The sequence below is a fragment of the Corallococcus sp. M7 genome, from assembly GCF_054512695.1.
The window spans coordinates 1,859,323-1,874,388 of the sequence record NZ_CM137252.1 but is presented as its reverse complement, the minus strand read 5'-3'; the positions used below and the strand labels follow the sequence as shown (position 1 = coordinate 1,874,388).

Here is a 15,066-nt window from a genome sequence, read left to right as displayed (position 1 = left end):
CCGGGCGAGCGGCTGGCAGAGGGGGAAAAAGCGGAGGGCCCGTCCCGCGCGATGCGTGACGAGCCCCCAGGGTCCTTCGGGCGACCGGCGACGGCCCCGACGGGCCCTGCACCGTTCAGCTCAGGTGCTTGTTCACCAGCGCGGTCATCTCGAACATGGTGACGTTCTTCTTGCCGCCGAAGATGGGCTTGAGCTTGTCGTCGGCGTTGATCTGGCGCTTGTTCTTCGCGTCCTGGAGGTTGTTCTTCTTGATGTAGTCCCAGATCTTGCTGACCACCGCGGTGCGGGGCAGCGCCTTGGAACCGACGATCGCCGCCAGCTCAGCGGAGGGCGTCATCTCCTTCATGAACGCAGCGTTGGGCTTACGGCCCGCGGCCTTCTTGGCGGCAGGGGCCTTCTTCGCGGCAGCAGGGGCAGACTTCTTCGCAGCGGCTTTCTTGGCGGCCATTCGTCTTGTGTCTCCTCCCCTCCGAAGGGGACGTTGCACGGCGTGCTTGCATCTTCAAGCTAGAGCCGATGGCGCGTAGTAGCACGGCCTAGAGCGAAAAACAGCGTCCATCGCGCGCTTTTTCCCTCTGGGCCCCCTCGGAGCAATGGATTCGGAGGCTAGAACTCGGCCCCGCAGCGCATTCTTCCCTCGGGAATGGAAACCTCGCGACGCGTCCGGAGCGCCAGAAACCGGCTCCGGAGGCCGTTTTCCCTCGGGGATTGTGCCTCACGACGCGTCCGGAGGCGGAAATTCGGCATCCGGAGCCTCCTGCCCCTCGGGGAGGACCCTGCCCGTTTCGACGGTGGACGGGATGTGGCTTTTCGGATGAAACAGCGCCCATGAATGCCCTCATCACTGGTGCCGGTGGCTTTTTGGGGACCTGGCTCGCTCGCGCGCTGGCCGCGCGCGGCGACCGGGTTTCATGCCTGTTGCGCCCCACCACGGACACCCGCGAGCTGGAAAAGGCCCTGGAAGGCCACCCCTGGACACGGGTGGTGGGCGACGTGACGGACCCCGCCTCGCTGGCCAACGCGGTGAAGGGCGTGGACGTCGTCTTCCACCTGGCCGGCATCCGCCGCGCCGCGCTGCGCGACGAGTTCATGCGCGTCAACGCGGAGGGCACCCGCCTCATCTGCGAGGCCATGGCCGCCCTGCCCCAGCCCCGGCCCCGCCTGGTGATGTGCGGCTCCCTGGCCTCCCACGGCCCCTCCACCCCGGAGCGCCCCCATGTGGAGGAGGACGCCTTCCATCCGCATGAGTGGTACGGCGAGAGCAAGGCGGAGGGTGAGCGCATCGCGTTCTCCTTCCAGGACCGGCTGCCGGTGACGGTGATCCGCCCGCCCCGCATCCTGGGGCCCGGAGACCGGGAAAACCTGACCTTCTTCAAGCTGGGGAAGAAGGGCATCCGGCTGGAGCTGTCCGGAGGCCCCCGCCCCCTGTCCCTGGTGGACGTGGAGGACGTGGTGGACCTGCTGCTCGTCCTGGCGGAGAAGCCGGAGGCCCTGGGGGAGGCGTTCTTCTGCGCGGGCCCGGAGCGGCTCACCCTGGAGGAGATGCAGGACCTGGGGGCGAAGGCCCTGGGCTTCCAGACGCGCACCTGGCGGCTGTCCCCGGCGGTGCTGACCGCCCTGGCCACCGCGGCGGACGGGGTGACCCGGCTGACCGGCCGCAAGCTCCCCCTGAACCGGAAGCTGGCGCGGCAGCTGCTGGCCCCGGCCTGGACCTGCTCCGGGGCCAAGGCCGAGCGCCTGCTGGGCTTCCGGCCGCGCCGTGGGCTGGCGGAGTCCATCACTCGCAGTGGTGAATGGTATCGCGCGCAGGGCTGGTTATAGACCCATGCGCCCAAAGGGCCGGCCCCCCACCCCGGCCCTTCCGCTTTCGTTGACCACACCCCCTCCAGGATGGGAGGAAGCCCGACCGCCCATGCCCCCCAAAGTGCCCGCCAAAGCAGCCTTCTTCGACGTCGACGGGACGCTGGTCCGGACGAACATCGTCCACGTCTATGCCTATTACGCGATGAACCGGGGCTCGCTCCGGGGCATCGCGGGCCGCACCCTGAGCACCGCCCTGGGGTTGCCGGTGTTCGGCATCCTGGATGCCGTCAACCGCAAGGCCTTCAACGAGTTCTTCTACCGGTACTACTCGGGCCTCAGCGAGGACCGGCTCGTCACCATCGCGGAGGACATGTTCGAGGACGTCCTCAAGCCCGCCTTGTACGAGCAGACACAGGACCTCATCGACGAGGCGCGTCGTGCCGGCTGCCGCATCGTGCTCGTCACCGGAGCGCTGGACTTCACCATGCGCCCGCTGGCCCGGCACCTGGGCTGCGATGACGTCATCGCCAACAAGATGCAGTTCGTGGGCGGCAAGGCCACCGGCAAGGTGATTCCGCCCATCATCGAAGGCGCCAACAAGGCCAACGCCATCCGCGCCTACTGCGAGCGCGAGGGCCTGGCCCTCAACCAGTGCCATGGCTACTCGGACAGCGCCTCCGACTACGCCATGCTCGCCGTGGTGGGACGGCCCACCGCGGTGAACCCGGACCTGCGGCTGCGCTCGCTCGCGCGCGCGTACAACTGGCCCATCCTGGACCTGAAGTAGTCCCCCACCCCTTTCGCCGCCCCCCTTCATCCATGCGCCCGCTCAAGACGCTCCAGAAGCTGTACGACGAGGAAAGCCAGGTGGTCATCACGGAGAAGGGCAGCCCCCCGCGGGCGCTCTTCTACGGTGAGGGCTTCCTCCAGGAAGACCTGCCCGTGGGCACCCGGGTCATCTTCCCCCGCCCCCCGCTGGAGGGCGTGCCCAACGTGAAGGCCGCCATCCGCTGGGCCATCAACCACCCGGAGGGCATGGACCCGCTGCACGCGCTGCTCAAGCCCGGCATGCGGCTGACGTGCGTCATCGACGACATCAGCGTCCCGCTGCCGCCCATGGTCACCCCGGACGTGCGCCAGTCCATCCTGGAGGTGGTGCTGGAGCTGTGCGCGGACAGTGGCGTGGATGACGTGCACCTGGTCATCGCCAACGCGCTGCACCGCCGGATGACCGAAGGCGAGATGAAGCGCATGGTGGGCGAGAAGATCTTCGACGCCTACTACCCGGACCGCTACTACAACCACGACGCGGAAGACCCGGACGGCATCACGGAGCTGGAGCGCACCAGCCACAATGAAGTGGTGGCGGTGAACCGCCGCGTCGCGGAGAGCGACCTCATCGTCTACGTGAACATCAACTTCGTGCCCATGAACGGCGGGCACAAGTCCATGGGCACGGGGGTGACGAACTACGCGTCGCTGCGGCACCACCACAACCCGAAGACCATCCGCGAGTCGGACTCCTACATGGAGCCGAAGGCGAGCGCGCTCTACACGAAGAACTCGCGCATCGGCACGGTCATCGACAAGACGCTGAAGGTCTTCCACATCGAGACCACGCTGAACAACCGCATGTTCGGCGCGCCCACGGACTTCCTGGCGAAGAAGGAAGAGGACTACACGGAGGCGGACCGGCTGAAGTTCCAGGCCCTGCGCTTCACGCTGTCCAAGCTGCCCCGCGCGGCGGCGCGCAAGGTGCTCAACGCCATCCCCGCGCCCTATGACGTGACGGGCGTGTTCGCGGGGACCACGGAGCCCACGCACGCCAAGACGCTGGAGCAGAGCTGGAAGCAGTACGTGGTGCCGGTGGAGGGGCAGAGCGACATCGTCATCTTCCCCATCCCGTTCGTCAGCCCCTACAGCGTCAACTCCATCCTCAACCCGCTGCTCGTGCAGGTGATGGGGCTGGGCTACTTCTACAACCTCAACCGGGGCGTGCCGCTGGTGAAGAAGGGGGGCGTGCTCATCCTCCTGCACCCGGCCTACGACGAGTTCGACCCCGTGCAGCACCCCAGCTACATCGAGTTCTTCCACCGGCTGCTGCCGGAGACGCGGGACTCCATGAAGCTGGAGCACAAGTACGAGAAGGAGTTCGCGGAGAACCCCAGCTACGTGCACCTGTACCGCAAGGGCAACGCCTACCACGGCGTGCACCCCTTCTACATGTGGTACTGGGGCGAGAATGGCCGCCAGCACGTAGGCAAGGTCATCGTCGCGGGCGCGGAGAACAACCACGTCCCGGCCCTGCTCGGCTGGGACCGCACCGACACCCTCTCCGAGGCGATTGAAGAAGCGCGCGGCTTCATGGGGCGCTCGGCGTCCATCAGCCTGCTGCGCATCGCGCCCACGGTGATGGTGGACGTGAAGTGAAAGGGTCGCACACGGACATGGCCACGCTTCCCCCGCTGGACGTCACCCAGGTCTTCACCGGCAAGCGCATCGTCTTCGTCGGCACCACCGGCTTCGTGGGCAAGGTGACGCTGTCGATGTTGCTGGCCCACTACGGCGACGTGCTGGACCGGGTCTACGTCATCGTGCGCAAGGGCAGCGCCGCGTCCGCGGAGCGCCGCTTCTTCGACAAGGTGGCGCCCAGCGAGCCCTTCCAGCCGCTGCGCGACCGCCTGGGCGACGAAGGCGCCATGGCGTTCATCCAGCAGAAGTGCACCATCCTGGATGGCGACATCACCGACCCCCTGGTGGGCCTGGAGGAGGCGCAGGTCGCGGCGCTCACCGGGCAGGTGCACGCCATCGTCAACTGCGCGGGCCTGGTCTCCTTCAACCCGTCGCTGGAGGTGGGCCTCAACGTCAACACCCACGGCGTGAAGAACGCGGTGGCGCTGGCGCTGCGCTGGTCCGTGCCGCTCATCCACATGTCCACCGCGTTCGTGGTGGGCAACCGCAGCGGGCTCGTCTTCGAGGACGAGCCGGTGCTGGGCTACTTCCCCAAGCACGAGGAGATGGACGGGCGCGACTTCAGCCTGGAGCAGGAGCTTCAGGACGCGGAGAAGATCGTCGCCCGCCTGCGCGAACAGGCGGATGACAAGGCGCTCACCTCCCTCTTCCGGCAGAAGGCGCTGGACCGCCTGGAGGAGGAAGGCCGCGACGCCACCGACGAGAAGACGCTGCGCCTGGCCGTGGGCCGCGAGCGCAAGCTGTGGCTGTCCGGCGAGCTGGTCCGCGCGGGCATGGAGCGCGCGCAGCACTGGGGCTGGCCCAACACGTACACGTACGCCAAGCACCTGGGCGAACAGGTGATGGCCAGTACGCCGGGGCTTCGCTACTCCATCGTGCGGCCCTCCATCGTGGAGAGCGCGGCGCACTTCCCCTTCCCCGGCTGGAACGAGGGCTTCACCACCTCCGCGCCGCTGGCGTACGCGGGCATCAAGGGCCAGCGCGGCATCCCCGCGGGTGACCACGCCATCCTGGACATCATCCCGGTGGACCAGGTGGCCGGCGCCACGCTGGGCATCACCGCGCACGCGATGCAGGTGGAGGAGCGCCGCGTCTACAACCTGGCGTCCGGTGACGTGAACCCGTTCCTCGCCAGCCGCTCCGTGGAGCTGGTGGGCCTGTACCGCCGCCGCTACTACCGCAACCGCGAGACGGGCAACTCCCTGGTCAACTCGCTGCGCTCGCGCATCGAGCCGCAGCCGGTGAGCAAGCAGGAGTTCCAGCTGCTCAGCGCGCCCATGCTGGCGAAGGGCGCGAAGTTCCTGAAGAAGGCCATGGAAGAGGTCCGGCCCGCGTGGGGCGCGCCCCGCGTGCAGGCGATGATGGACAAGGCCCGCATCGCGCTGGACGAGGTGGAGTCCCAGGCGGGCAGCCTGGGCGGCCTCATCGACCTGTTCCTCCCCTTCCTCTGGGAGAACCGCTACGTCTTCCGCTGCGACAACACGCGCTCCGTCTACGAGCGCATGGTGCCGGCGGACCGCGCGAAGATCGACTGGGCGCCGGACCGCATCGACTGGCGCGAGTACTTCCTGGGCACGCACCTGCCCGGCCTGGAGAAGTGGGTGTTCCCAGGCCTGGACGAGGAGCGCGAGAAGCGCACCGCCATCCCCGCGCACCGCGACCTGCTGGAGCTGTTCGAGGCCACCGTGCACGCGTACCGCCACCGGGTGGCGTTCCGCATGGCTGCGGGGGAGAAGGAGGAGCGCTTCACCTTCGGGGAGGTGCACCGCTACGCGGCCCGAGTGGGCAGCTACCTCATGGCCCAGGGCATCAAGCGCGGCGACCGCGTCCTGCTGGTGTCGGAGAACCGGCCGGAGTGGGCCATCAGCTACTTCGGCATCCTGCGCGCCGGCGGCACCGCCGTGCCGGTGGACCCCTCGCTCACCGAAGCGGAGGTGGTCAACATCGCGAAGCGCGCGGCCGCGAAGCAGTGCCTCGTGTCCGAGCAGGCCGCGGAGGACTTCCCCGGCCTCTTCGCGGCGCTGGGTGAGGGCGTGGGCGTGGCGAGCCTCGCGGAGGCCATGACGGGTGACCCGGCGTACCCGGACCGCATTGGCCCGGTGAAGAAGTCCGCCGCCGCGGACGACGTGGCGAGCGTCATCTTCACCTCCGGCACCACCGGCACGCCCAAGGGCGTGATGCTCACCCACCGCAACTTCGCGGCGCTGGTGGCGAAGCTGGCGGGCGCGTTCGACGTGGGCGTGGGCGACGGCGTGCTGTCCGTGCTGCCCCTGCACCACACCTTCGAGTTCTCCGCCGGCTTCCTCACGCCGTTCATGCGCGGCGCGGAGATCACGTACATCGACGAGCTCACGTCGGACCGGCTGGGCGACGTCTTCGAGACGGGCCGCGTGACGGCGATGATTGGCGTGCCCGCGCTCTGGCAGCTCTTGCACCGGAAAATCACGCAGGAGATGGCCGCGCAGCCGCCGCTGGTGGAGCAGGCGCTCAAGGCGCTGATGGCGGCCAACGGGGAGCTGCGCAACCGCAGCTCGCTCAACCTGGGCAAGCTGCTGTTCTGGCCGGTGCACCGCAAGTTCGGCGGCCGGGTGAAGGTGCTGGTGTCCGGCGGCTCCGCGCTGTCGGAGGAGGTGCACCAGGCCTTCCACGAGCTGGGCTTCACCATGCGCGAGGGCTACGGCCTCACGGAGGCCGCGCCGGTGCTGGCGGTGTCCGAGGCCACCAACAAGCGCATCAAGGGCACGGTGGGCAAGGCGCTGCCGGGCATCGAGTTCAAGGTCCTGAACCCGGACAACGACGGCATTGGCGAGGTGCTGGCCAAGGGCCCGAACGTGATGGCGGGCTACTTCGGGGACCGCGAGGCCACCGAGGCCGTGGTGAAGGACGGCTGGCTGCACACCGGCGACCTGGGCCGCATGGACGACGAGGGCCGCCTGTACCTCATGGGCCGCGCCAAGGACGTCATCGTCGACGCCAACGGCAAGAACGTCTACCCGGACGAGCTGGAGGAGCTGTACCAGGAGCACGCGCACATCAAGGAGCTGTCCATCGTCGGCCTGCCGGACGAAGCCGGCGGCGAGAAGGTGGCGTGCCTGTGCGTGCCGGACTTCAAGGACCGCCCGCGTGAAGAGGTCCGCCACGAGTTGGAGGAGCACTTCCGCAAGGTGAGCGCGGGCATGCCCTTCTACCGGCGCGTGAAGGTGCTGCGCTTCTGGGACGGCGAACTGCCGCGCACGTCCACCCGCAAGGTGAAGCGCAAGCGCGTGGTGGAGGAGCTCCAGCGGCTGGACCGCGTGGCGGCCAGCGCGGGCCGCGTGAAGGAGAAGGCGCAGGCGGCGCCCACCACGGGCGGCGTGTCGGACTGGCTCTACCCGCTCATCGCGGAGGTCTGCCACCGCCCGGCGTCGGACGTGCGGCCGGACGCGCAGCTCATTGGCGACCTGGGCTTCGACTCGCTGATGCTCACGGAGATGTCCGTGGCGCTGGAGGGCGCGGGCGTGCCGCTGCCCGCCATTGAAGACCTGACGCAGGTGCAGACGGTGGAGGACCTGCGCAAGCTGGTGGTGGCCTCCGGACGCCGGCCTTCGGCGGAGACGCGGGCGCGCGACATCAAGAAGGAAGCCGAGCGCGCGGAAGAAGCCGAGATTCCGGTGCCGGAGTCGGTGTCCGCGCTGGGCCGGCAGCTCCTGTCCTTCGGGCAGAAGGTGCTCTACGGCGGCGTCTTCGACGTGAAGGTGACGGGCAAGACGTTCATCCCGCAGAACCGCAACTTCCTCGTCATCGCCAACCACGCCAGCCACCTGGACGCGGGCCTGGTGCGCGTGGTGCTGGGTGACCAGGGCGAGCGGCTGGTGTCGCTGGCCGCGCGCGACTACTTCTTCGACACGCCGCTCAAACGCGCGTGGTTCGAGAACTTCACCAACCTCATCCCCATCGACCGGCAGGGCAGCCTGCGTGAGTCGCTGCGGGTGGCGGGCGAGGCGCTCCGGCAGGGCTTCAACGTCCTCATCTTCCCGGAGGGCACGCGCTCCAAGACGGGCGAGCTGATGGAGTTCAAGCCGACGCTGGGCTACCTGTCGCTCACCTACGGGGTGGACGTGCTGCCGCTGTACATCCACGGCGCGTACGAAGCGCTGCCCAAGGGCTCCATGTTCCCGAAGACGAAGGAGCTGGAGGTCCACGTGGGTCCGGCGCTGGAGTACGCGTCGCTGAAGGCCCGGGCGCAGGGCATGGCGCGCTCGGAGGGCTACCGCTACGTGACGCACATCGCGGAGGAGGCGGTGCGCGCGCTGAGGGCGGGCAAGGTGCTGGACCTGGAGCAGGTGGGCGCGGACCGGGACTTCACCCCGCCCGCCCGGGCCCTGCCGGAAGGGAAGGACGCGTGAAGCTGCTCGTCACCGGAGGCACGGGATTTTTGGGCACGCACCTGGTGCCCAAGCTGGTGGCCGCGGGCCACGACGTGCGCCTCATCGCGCGCTCAAAGCCGTCAGGCCCCGCGTTCGCGAAGACGGAAGTGCAACAGGGCGACCTGAAGGACCGGGACGCCGTGCGCCGCGCGCTGGAGGGCGTGGACGCCGTCTACCACCTGGCGGGGCTCGTCTCCTTCCAGAGCAAGGACGCGCGGCGGATGTACGAGCTGCACGTGGACTGCACGCGCGAGCTTTTGCGCGACGTGCGCGAAGCGGGCATCAAGCGCGTCATCCTGGGCTCCACCTCCGGCACCATCGCGGTGTCGAAGGAGGACCGCGTGGGCACGGAGGAGGATGACTACCCCATCACCACCGTGGCCAACTGGCCCTACTACCTGTCCAAAATCTACGAAGAGAAGCTGGCGCTGGAGTACTGCCGCAAGCACTCCATCCCGCTGGTGGTGCTCAACCCCAGCCTGCTGATGGGGCCCGGGGATGACCGCCTGTCCTCCACCTGGACGGTGGTGAAGTTCCTCAACCGGGAGATTCCGTCCATGCCCGGCGGCGGCATCTCCTTCGTGGACGCGCGCGACGCGGCGGAGGCCTTCGCGCAGGCGCTCACCCGGGGCGAGGTCTACGGCCGCCACCTGATGGGCGTGAACATGGCCATGCCGGACTTCTTCGACCGGCTCCAGCGCCTCACCGGCGTGCCCGCCCCGCGCATGAAGCTGCCGCGCGAGGTGAACATCTGGGGCGGCAAGCTGCTGGAGCAGTTCGCGAAGCTGCGCGGCACCGTGTCCAAGCTCGACCCGCAGGAGGTCGAGATTGGCGAGCACTTCTTCTATCTGGAGCCCGCCAAGGCCGAGCGCGAGCTGGGCTTCAAGGCGCGCGACGTCCACGAGACGCTGCTCGACACCGTGCAGTACATCTACGGGAAGATGCCGCCCGGGAACCTGCCCGGCACCCGCGGCCGGCTGGCCGAGTCGCGCGAAGGCACCTGACGTGGAAGTGAGGCCGCGCGGCGGGTCCTCAAGGATTCGCCGCGCCGCCGTGCACCCGGCCGCCGCTCACGCGCTCCACGAGCCGGGCGGCGTTCGGGTCCTTGTCCTTCTGGTGCCACACCCAGGCGGCGCCCAGGAAGGCCACGCCCAGCAGGACGAGGACGAGCCGGACCAGGAAGGACGGGCCGCCGCTTTCGCCCGCCATGGCCCTCAGCCCACCACGCGGTTACGGCCGGACTTCTTGGCCTTGTAGAGGTTCGCGTCCGCCACCTTGATGAACTGGGACGGCTCCGACATCTCCGAGGCCACCTCCGCCACGCCAATGGAGATGGTGACGGGGATGTCCTTGTCCTCGAACATGAAGCGCTTGTCCTCCACCAGCTTGCGGATCTTCTCCGCGAACAGGCGCGCCTTGTCCGGTCCGTCCTCCGGCATGACGATGGCGAACTCCTCGCCGCCGTAGCGCGCGAAGCACTGCTCGCGGCGCACCAGCCGTTTGATGGACTGGGCCATCTCACGCAGCACGTAGTCGCCGGCCAGGTGGCCGTGCACGTCGTTGATCTGCTTGAAGTGGTCGATGTCGAACATCATCAACGACAGCGTGCGCTGGTACCGGTGCGAGCGGCCCATCTCCCGCTCCAGGTACTCCAGGAAGTAGCGCTTGTTGTTGATGCCGGTGAGACCGTCCGCGATGGTCAGCGTGTAGATGGTCTCGTGGTACTGGGTCTCGATGTTGTCGCCATCGAGGAACTTGAAGATGGAGCCGCCCACCTTCACCAGGTCTCCGCTGCGCAAGGGCTGCGCCTGGAGCACTTCCCGGTCGTTCAGGTAGGTGCCGTTCGTGGACTGGAGGTCCTCCACGAACGTCTTGCCCTGACGGGTCCAGATGCGCGCGTGGCGGCGGGACACGTTGTCCAGGTCCACCACGATGTGGTTGTGCTGGTCGCGACCGATGGTGAACTCGGTCTCTTCCAGGACGTACTTCTTGCCCAGCTCAGGGCCGTGGATCTGCACGAGGCAGCACTCAGTGCCGCGCTCGGGTCCCGGGGTGAGGCTGGAGATCTTGGTGACTCGCGTTTGGTCGCCAGACATCGCCTGGCCACGCTAGCACGCAAGGTCCGGGGAAGCCACGCAAGCCAAGAGGACGCACGGGGTTGCGCCCCTCCTCCTACATGGCGCGAAACCGAAGGGTCGCATTCCGCCCATCCGCCCCGCCCGGTTGGGCACTCAACGGAAGGGCTCGCGGGGGCCGCACGGCCATTGTGGGCCACCAGCCGGGGGCTAACGTGGCCGGCACCTATGTCAAAGCTGCTGGCCATGATTCTGGCGGGGGGCGCGGGCACGCGCCTGGAGCCCCTGACCCGTGAGCGCGCGAAGCCCGCGGTTCCGTTCGGTGGGCGCTACCGCATCATCGACTTCGTCCTCTCCAACTTCGCCAACTCCGGCGTGTACCGGATGAAGGTGCTGACCCAGTACAAGAGCGACTCGCTCAACAACCACCTGTCTCGCGCGTGGCGCATGACGGCGTTCCTGGGTCACTACGTGGAGGCGGTGCCCGCGCAGATGCGCACCGGCGTGGACTGGTACAAGGGCAGCGCGGACGCCATCTACCAGAACCTCAACATCATCACGGACGAGGAGCCGGACCACATCTTCGTCTTCGGCGCGGACCACGTGTACCGGATGGACACGCGCAAGATGCTGGACTTCCACATCGAGCGGAAGGCCGCGTGCACGGTGGCGGCCATTCCCGTCCCCATCGAGCAGGGGCGCGAGTTCGGCATCATCGACGTGGGGCCGGACGGGCGGATGCTCCAGTTCCTGGAGAAGCCCAAGGACCCGCCGCCCATGCCGGGCAACCCGAAGATGTGCCTGGCCTCCATGGGCAACTACCTCTTCACCACGGACACGCTGGTGAAGGAGGTGGTGCGCGACGCGGCGGACGAGAAGAGCGCGCACGACTTCGGCAAGTCCATCATCAGCGAGCTCTACAAGCACGAGCCCGTGTACGTGTACGACTTCGCCCAGAACACGGTGGCCGGCCAGGAGGAGAAGGAGCGCGGCTACTGGCGGGACGTGGGGAACATCGACGTGTACTACCAGTCCAACATGGACCTGGTGGAGGTGGACCCGACGTTCAACCTCTACAACGACCGCTGGCCCATCCACACGCAGCCCAACAACTTCCCGCCGGCGAAGTTCGTCTTCGCGGACCGGGAGAGCAAGCGCGTGGGCACCGCCACGGATTCGTTGATCGCGGAGGGCTGCATCATCTCCGGCGGCCACGTGCACCGCTCCGTGCTGTCGCCGAAGGTGCGGGTGAACTCCTATTCGGAGGTGGAGGACTCCATCCTCTTCGAGAACGTCACCATCGGCCGGCGCTGCCGCATCAAGCGGGCCATCATCGACAAGAACGTGGAGATCCCGCCCGGGATGACCATTGGCTACGACCCGGTGGAGGACAAGCGCCGCTTCCACGTCACGTCCGGCGGCGTCGTCGTCATCCCCAAGGGGATGAAGGTCACCTGACCGTTTCGCCAGGTGCCTTCAAGCCGCGGGCGCTCCCGGAATGCTCCGGGGCGCCCGCTTTCTTTTTCGCTTCAGCGGAACGCGGCCTTCACGTCCGGCCGGTTGAGCACGATGAGCGACCAGATGCCCGGCACGAGCGACAGGCAGGAGCACGGGCCGCAGCACGGGATGCAGCAGAGGATGGCGGCCGCCATGGACCAGCCGTAGCTCTGGAGGTTCTTCATCTTCCAGGCGCCGAAGGCCACCAGCGCGTTGAACACCAGCCCGGGCACGGTGGTCACGACACGGCCCAGCGGCGTCAGCATCCACATGACGGCGTCCTTCCACTGCTGGGGCATGTCCGGGTTGTCGAAGAAGCTGGCCAGCCTCTCCGTGTCCACGGGCGTCAACATGCTCACCAGCGAGTACAGGAAGCTGAGGCCCGCCAGCACCAGCATCAGGATGGCGGGGACGGACAGGTCCTGGGCGGCCTTCGCGCGCGAGGGGTTGAAGTCCGGCGCTGGGGGAATGTCGTGGGTCTCGTCCATGGCGGGAGGCTCGAGGCCGGCTGACGCATGGCCGCGACGGGGCGCTTCTCGAAGGCGGCGAGCGTGGTGGCGATCTCCTGGTTCACCTGCCGCAGCATGTCCTGCTTCTCCCGGAACGGGAGGAAGGCGCTCTTGAAGCCGGACACGATGACGGTGGTGAGGTCCTCCAGCGACAGGCCCAGGTTGCGGTGGGCCAGCCACAGCTCCTTCGTCACGGTGGTGTCGGTGATGAGGCGGTTGTCCGTGTTGATGGTCACCCGCAGGCCGTAGTCGAAGTAGAACTTGAGCGGGTGGGACTCCAGCGAGGACACCGCGCCCGTCTGGACGTTGGAGGACGGGCAGACCTCCATGGGGATGCGGTGGTCGTTGACGTAGTTGAGCAGGTCCCCGTCCTCGCGCAGCCGGGTGCCGTGGCCGATGCGGTGCGCGCCCAGCGAGTGGATGGCCTGGGAGATGGACTCCGGGCCGTAGGCCTCACCGGCGTGCGCGGTGCAGTTGACGTTGTTCTTGAGGATGAGGCGGAAGGCGTCCAGGTGGTCCTTGGCGGGGAAGCTGGCCTCCGCGCCCGCCAGGTCGAAGCCCACGACGCCGCGGTTCTTGTACGCCACGGACAGCTCCGCCAGGCGCATGGACGTCTGCGGGTTGATGTGGCGGATGCCGCAGACGATGACGGCGCACTTGATGCCCGTCTCCTTCTTGGCGGCGCGCAGGCCCTCCAGCACGGAGTCGATGACGGTGGTCATCTTCAGGCCCTTCTGCAGGTGCAGCGCGGGCGAGTAGCGCACCTCCAGCCAGCGCACGTTCTCCGCGGCGGCGTCCACCGCCAGCTCGTAGGCGGCGCGGTAGAGGGACTCCGCGGTCTGGAGGACGGAGAGCGTCACGTCGAACGCGACGAGGTACTCCTCCAGGCTCTTGCACACCTGGCCCATGTGGATGGCCTTGGCCAGGCCGTCCTCGGTGTCGGCCATGAGCTTGATCTTCTGCTGCTCGGCCAGCTCCAGGATGGTCTTCAGGCGCATGGACCCGTCCAGGTGGCAGTGCAGGTCCGTCTTGGGGAGCGCGTGGAGCAGCTCCTCCGTCACCGCCAGCGTGGGGGGCGGGGTGATGTCCGTACGCCGGGCGGATGAAGGGATGCCGGTGGCGTTGGGGGTTTCGTCGTCACGAATCGTGGGCATGGTCGAAGTTCCTCGCTTGCGTCATCCTCCCCCAAACCATGCCGTCCGCCGCCTGTCCACGCCTGCCCCTGGTGACCTGCCTGACGTTGACGCTGGCTGTCATGGCGTGCCAGCGCTCGCCGGTGGAACCGGCCTTCCGGTACTCCAGTGATGCGTCCTCGCGAACGGGGCTCACGGCCCTCCAGGACGGGGTGCTCCTGGGCAACGAGGCGGGCAAGGTGGTGCGCCTGGACCGGGAGGGCCGGCCGGTGTGGACCGCCCGACTGGGCCGGGAGGTGGCGGTGGCCCCCGCCCTGGCCGGAGAGAGCGTCGTCGTGGGGACGGTGGTGGGCGAGGTGGCCTGTCTGTCGCTGACGGACGGCAAGGAGCGCTGGCGCCTGGGAGGCGAGCCGCCCGTGCTGACCCCGCCCGTGGCGGACGACGCGGGACACACCGTCTTCCTGGTGGCGCCGGACGGCGCGGTGCGCGCCCTGGCGGTGGACTCCGGGCAGGAGCGCTGGAAGCGGCCGGCGCCCAAGGCGTCCGCGCCGGTGGAGTCCTTGGAGCCACAGCTATCCGTGGCTCCGGGGCTCCGGGCGGCGCCGGTGCTGGTGGGGGACGTGCTGGTGGTGCCGCTGGGCTCCGGCCTCTGGGCGCTGGACGCCCGGAGCGGTGAGGCCCGCTGGTCGCGGCCGGTGACGGACGTGGTGGGGCTGGATTCGGAGCGCGACACGGTGTTCGTGGCCACGCGGCCGGGCCAGGTGCTGGCGCTGTCGGTGAAGGATGGCGGCACGCGCTGGGAGCAGCGCTTCGCGGACGGGGTGACGGGGCCGCCCGCGCGGGCGCTGGGCGCGCTGTGGGTGGGCGCGGGCCCGTCCTCGCTGGTGGGGCTGTCCACCGCGGAGGGCCGGGAGGTGGCGCGGGTGGCGCTGCCCTCGCCGCTGGTGGGCCGGGTGCAGGTGGGGCTGGAGGACCTGCTGCTGGTGCCCACGTCCGGCCACGAGGGGCGGCTGGTCGCGCTCAAGGCGCCGGGCTGGACGCCCGCGTTCACGGTGCGGGCGGACACGCCGCTGCGCACGCGGCCGGTGGTGCGCGGGCCGCTGGTGTTCGTGCTGGGGTTGGACGGCCGCGTGCTGGCGTGGCGCCTGCGGGTGCCGCCGCCCCACTGAGC

Annotated in this window: 12 protein-coding genes; 7 read left to right on the top strand and 5 right to left on the bottom strand. The window is 68.7% G+C overall.

Annotated features, from left to right (window positions below):
* Nucleotides 1-115: 115 nt before the first annotated feature.
* The gene (locus tag ACX114_RS07835) at nt 116-448 is read right to left on the bottom strand and encodes an SWIB/MDM2 domain-containing protein (protein WP_014394388.1); all 333 of its coding nucleotides are present in this window, start codon (nt 446-448) and stop codon (nt 116-118) included.
* 380 nt (nt 449-828) lie between these two features.
* On the opposite strand from ACX114_RS07835, the gene ACX114_RS07830 reads away from it, so the two are divergent.
* The 5 genes from ACX114_RS07830 to ACX114_RS07810 all read left to right on the top strand — a co-directional run bounded on the left by ACX114_RS07830 (nt 829) and on the right by ACX114_RS07810 (nt 9,685).
* Complete coding sequence (locus ACX114_RS07830; RefSeq protein WP_459296243.1) at nt 829-1,821, top strand: NAD-dependent epimerase/dehydratase family protein; 993 nt, start codon at nt 829-831, stop codon at nt 1,819-1,821.
* A gap of 103 nt (nt 1,822-1,924) precedes the next feature.
* Nucleotides 1,925-2,590 (top strand): HAD family hydrolase, encoded by a 666-nt coding sequence (locus tag ACX114_RS07825; protein WP_459300081.1) that lies wholly within the window; start codon nt 1,925-1,927, stop codon nt 2,588-2,590.
* 32 nt (nt 2,591-2,622) lie between these two features.
* Nucleotides 2,623-4,233 carry an NPN-dependent hydroxyacid isomerase, LarAH14/15/16 family gene (gene larAH, locus ACX114_RS07820; protein WP_459296241.1) on the top strand — a complete coding sequence of 537 codons (1,611 nt, stop codon included), beginning with the start codon at nt 2,623-2,625 and terminating at the stop codon, nt 4,231-4,233.
* Between the two features lie 17 nt (nt 4,234-4,250).
* Nucleotides 4,251-8,660, top strand: a complete 4,410-nt coding sequence (locus ACX114_RS07815; RefSeq protein WP_459296239.1) for an AMP-binding protein — start codon at nt 4,251-4,253, stop codon at nt 8,658-8,660.
* Complete coding sequence (locus ACX114_RS07810) at nt 8,657-9,685, top strand: NAD-dependent epimerase/dehydratase family protein (RefSeq protein WP_459296237.1); 1,029 nt, start codon at nt 8,657-8,659, stop codon at nt 9,683-9,685. Before ACX114_RS07815 ends, ACX114_RS07810 begins: the two co-directional genes overlap by 4 nt.
* 28 nt (nt 9,686-9,713) lie before the next feature.
* Here the strand turns inward: ACX114_RS07810 and ACX114_RS07805 are convergent, their stop codons facing one another.
* A complete protein-coding gene (locus tag ACX114_RS07805) occupies nt 9,714-9,890 on the bottom strand; it encodes a hypothetical protein (RefSeq protein WP_459296235.1) in 177 nt (58 codons plus the stop codon).
* 5 nt (nt 9,891-9,895) lie between these two features.
* Nucleotides 9,896-10,777, bottom strand: coding sequence for a diguanylate cyclase (locus tag ACX114_RS07800; protein WP_459296233.1), 882 nt, complete (start codon nt 10,775-10,777; stop codon nt 9,896-9,898).
* Nucleotides 10,778-10,984: 207 nt separating this feature from the next.
* Here ACX114_RS07800 and glgC point away from each other — a divergent pair, with 207 nt between their 5' ends.
* On the top strand, nt 10,985-12,214 hold the full coding sequence (gene glgC, locus ACX114_RS07795) for a glucose-1-phosphate adenylyltransferase (protein WP_206798883.1): 1,230 nt from the start codon (nt 10,985-10,987) through the stop codon (nt 12,212-12,214).
* A gap of 71 nt (nt 12,215-12,285) precedes the next feature.
* Here glgC and ACX114_RS07790 read toward each other — a convergent pair whose 3' ends face one another.
* Complete coding sequence (locus ACX114_RS07790; protein WP_459296230.1) at nt 12,286-12,741, bottom strand: hypothetical protein; 456 nt, start codon at nt 12,739-12,741, stop codon at nt 12,286-12,288.
* A complete protein-coding gene (add, locus tag ACX114_RS07785; RefSeq protein ID WP_459296228.1) occupies nt 12,651-13,916 on the bottom strand; it encodes an adenosine deaminase in 1,266 nt (421 codons plus the stop codon). Before add ends, ACX114_RS07790 begins: the two co-directional genes overlap by 91 nt.
* 101 nt (nt 13,917-14,017) lie before the next feature.
* Here add and ACX114_RS07780 point away from each other — a divergent pair, with 101 nt between their 5' ends.
* On the top strand, nt 14,018-15,064 hold the full coding sequence (locus tag ACX114_RS07780; RefSeq protein WP_459296226.1) for an outer membrane protein assembly factor BamB family protein: 1,047 nt from the start codon (nt 14,018-14,020) through the stop codon (nt 15,062-15,064).
* Nucleotides 15,065-15,066: the final 2 nt, after the last annotated feature.

Excerpts from the sequence above, each read along its gene's own strand:
- ACX114_RS07835 (WP_014394388.1), bottom strand. The coding sequence starts at position 448 with ATGGCCGCCAAGAAAGCCGCTGCGAAGAAGTCTGCCCCTGCTGCCGCG.
- ACX114_RS07830 (WP_459296243.1), top strand. The coding sequence starts at position 829 with ATGAATGCCCTCATCACTGGTGCCGGTGGCTTTTTGGGGACCTGGCTC.
- larAH (WP_459296241.1), top strand. The coding sequence starts at position 2,623 with ATGCGCCCGCTCAAGACGCTCCAGAAGCTGTACGACGAGGAAAGCCAG.
- ACX114_RS07815 (WP_459296239.1), top strand. The coding sequence starts at position 4,251 with ATGGCCACGCTTCCCCCGCTGGACGTCACCCAGGTCTTCACCGGCAAG.
- ACX114_RS07805 (WP_459296235.1), bottom strand. The coding sequence starts at position 9,890 with ATGGCGGGCGAAAGCGGCGGCCCGTCCTTCCTGGTCCGGCTCGTCCTC.
- ACX114_RS07800 (WP_459296233.1), bottom strand. The coding sequence starts at position 10,777 with ATGTCTGGCGACCAAACGCGAGTCACCAAGATCTCCAGCCTCACCCCG.
- glgC (WP_206798883.1), top strand. The coding sequence starts at position 10,985 with ATGTCAAAGCTGCTGGCCATGATTCTGGCGGGGGGCGCGGGCACGCGC.
- ACX114_RS07790 (WP_459296230.1), bottom strand. The coding sequence starts at position 12,741 with ATGGACGAGACCCACGACATTCCCCCAGCGCCGGACTTCAACCCCTCG.
- add (WP_459296228.1), bottom strand. The coding sequence starts at position 13,916 with ATGCCCACGATTCGTGACGACGAAACCCCCAACGCCACCGGCATCCCT.
- ACX114_RS07780 (WP_459296226.1), top strand. The coding sequence starts at position 14,018 with ATGGCGTGCCAGCGCTCGCCGGTGGAACCGGCCTTCCGGTACTCCAGT.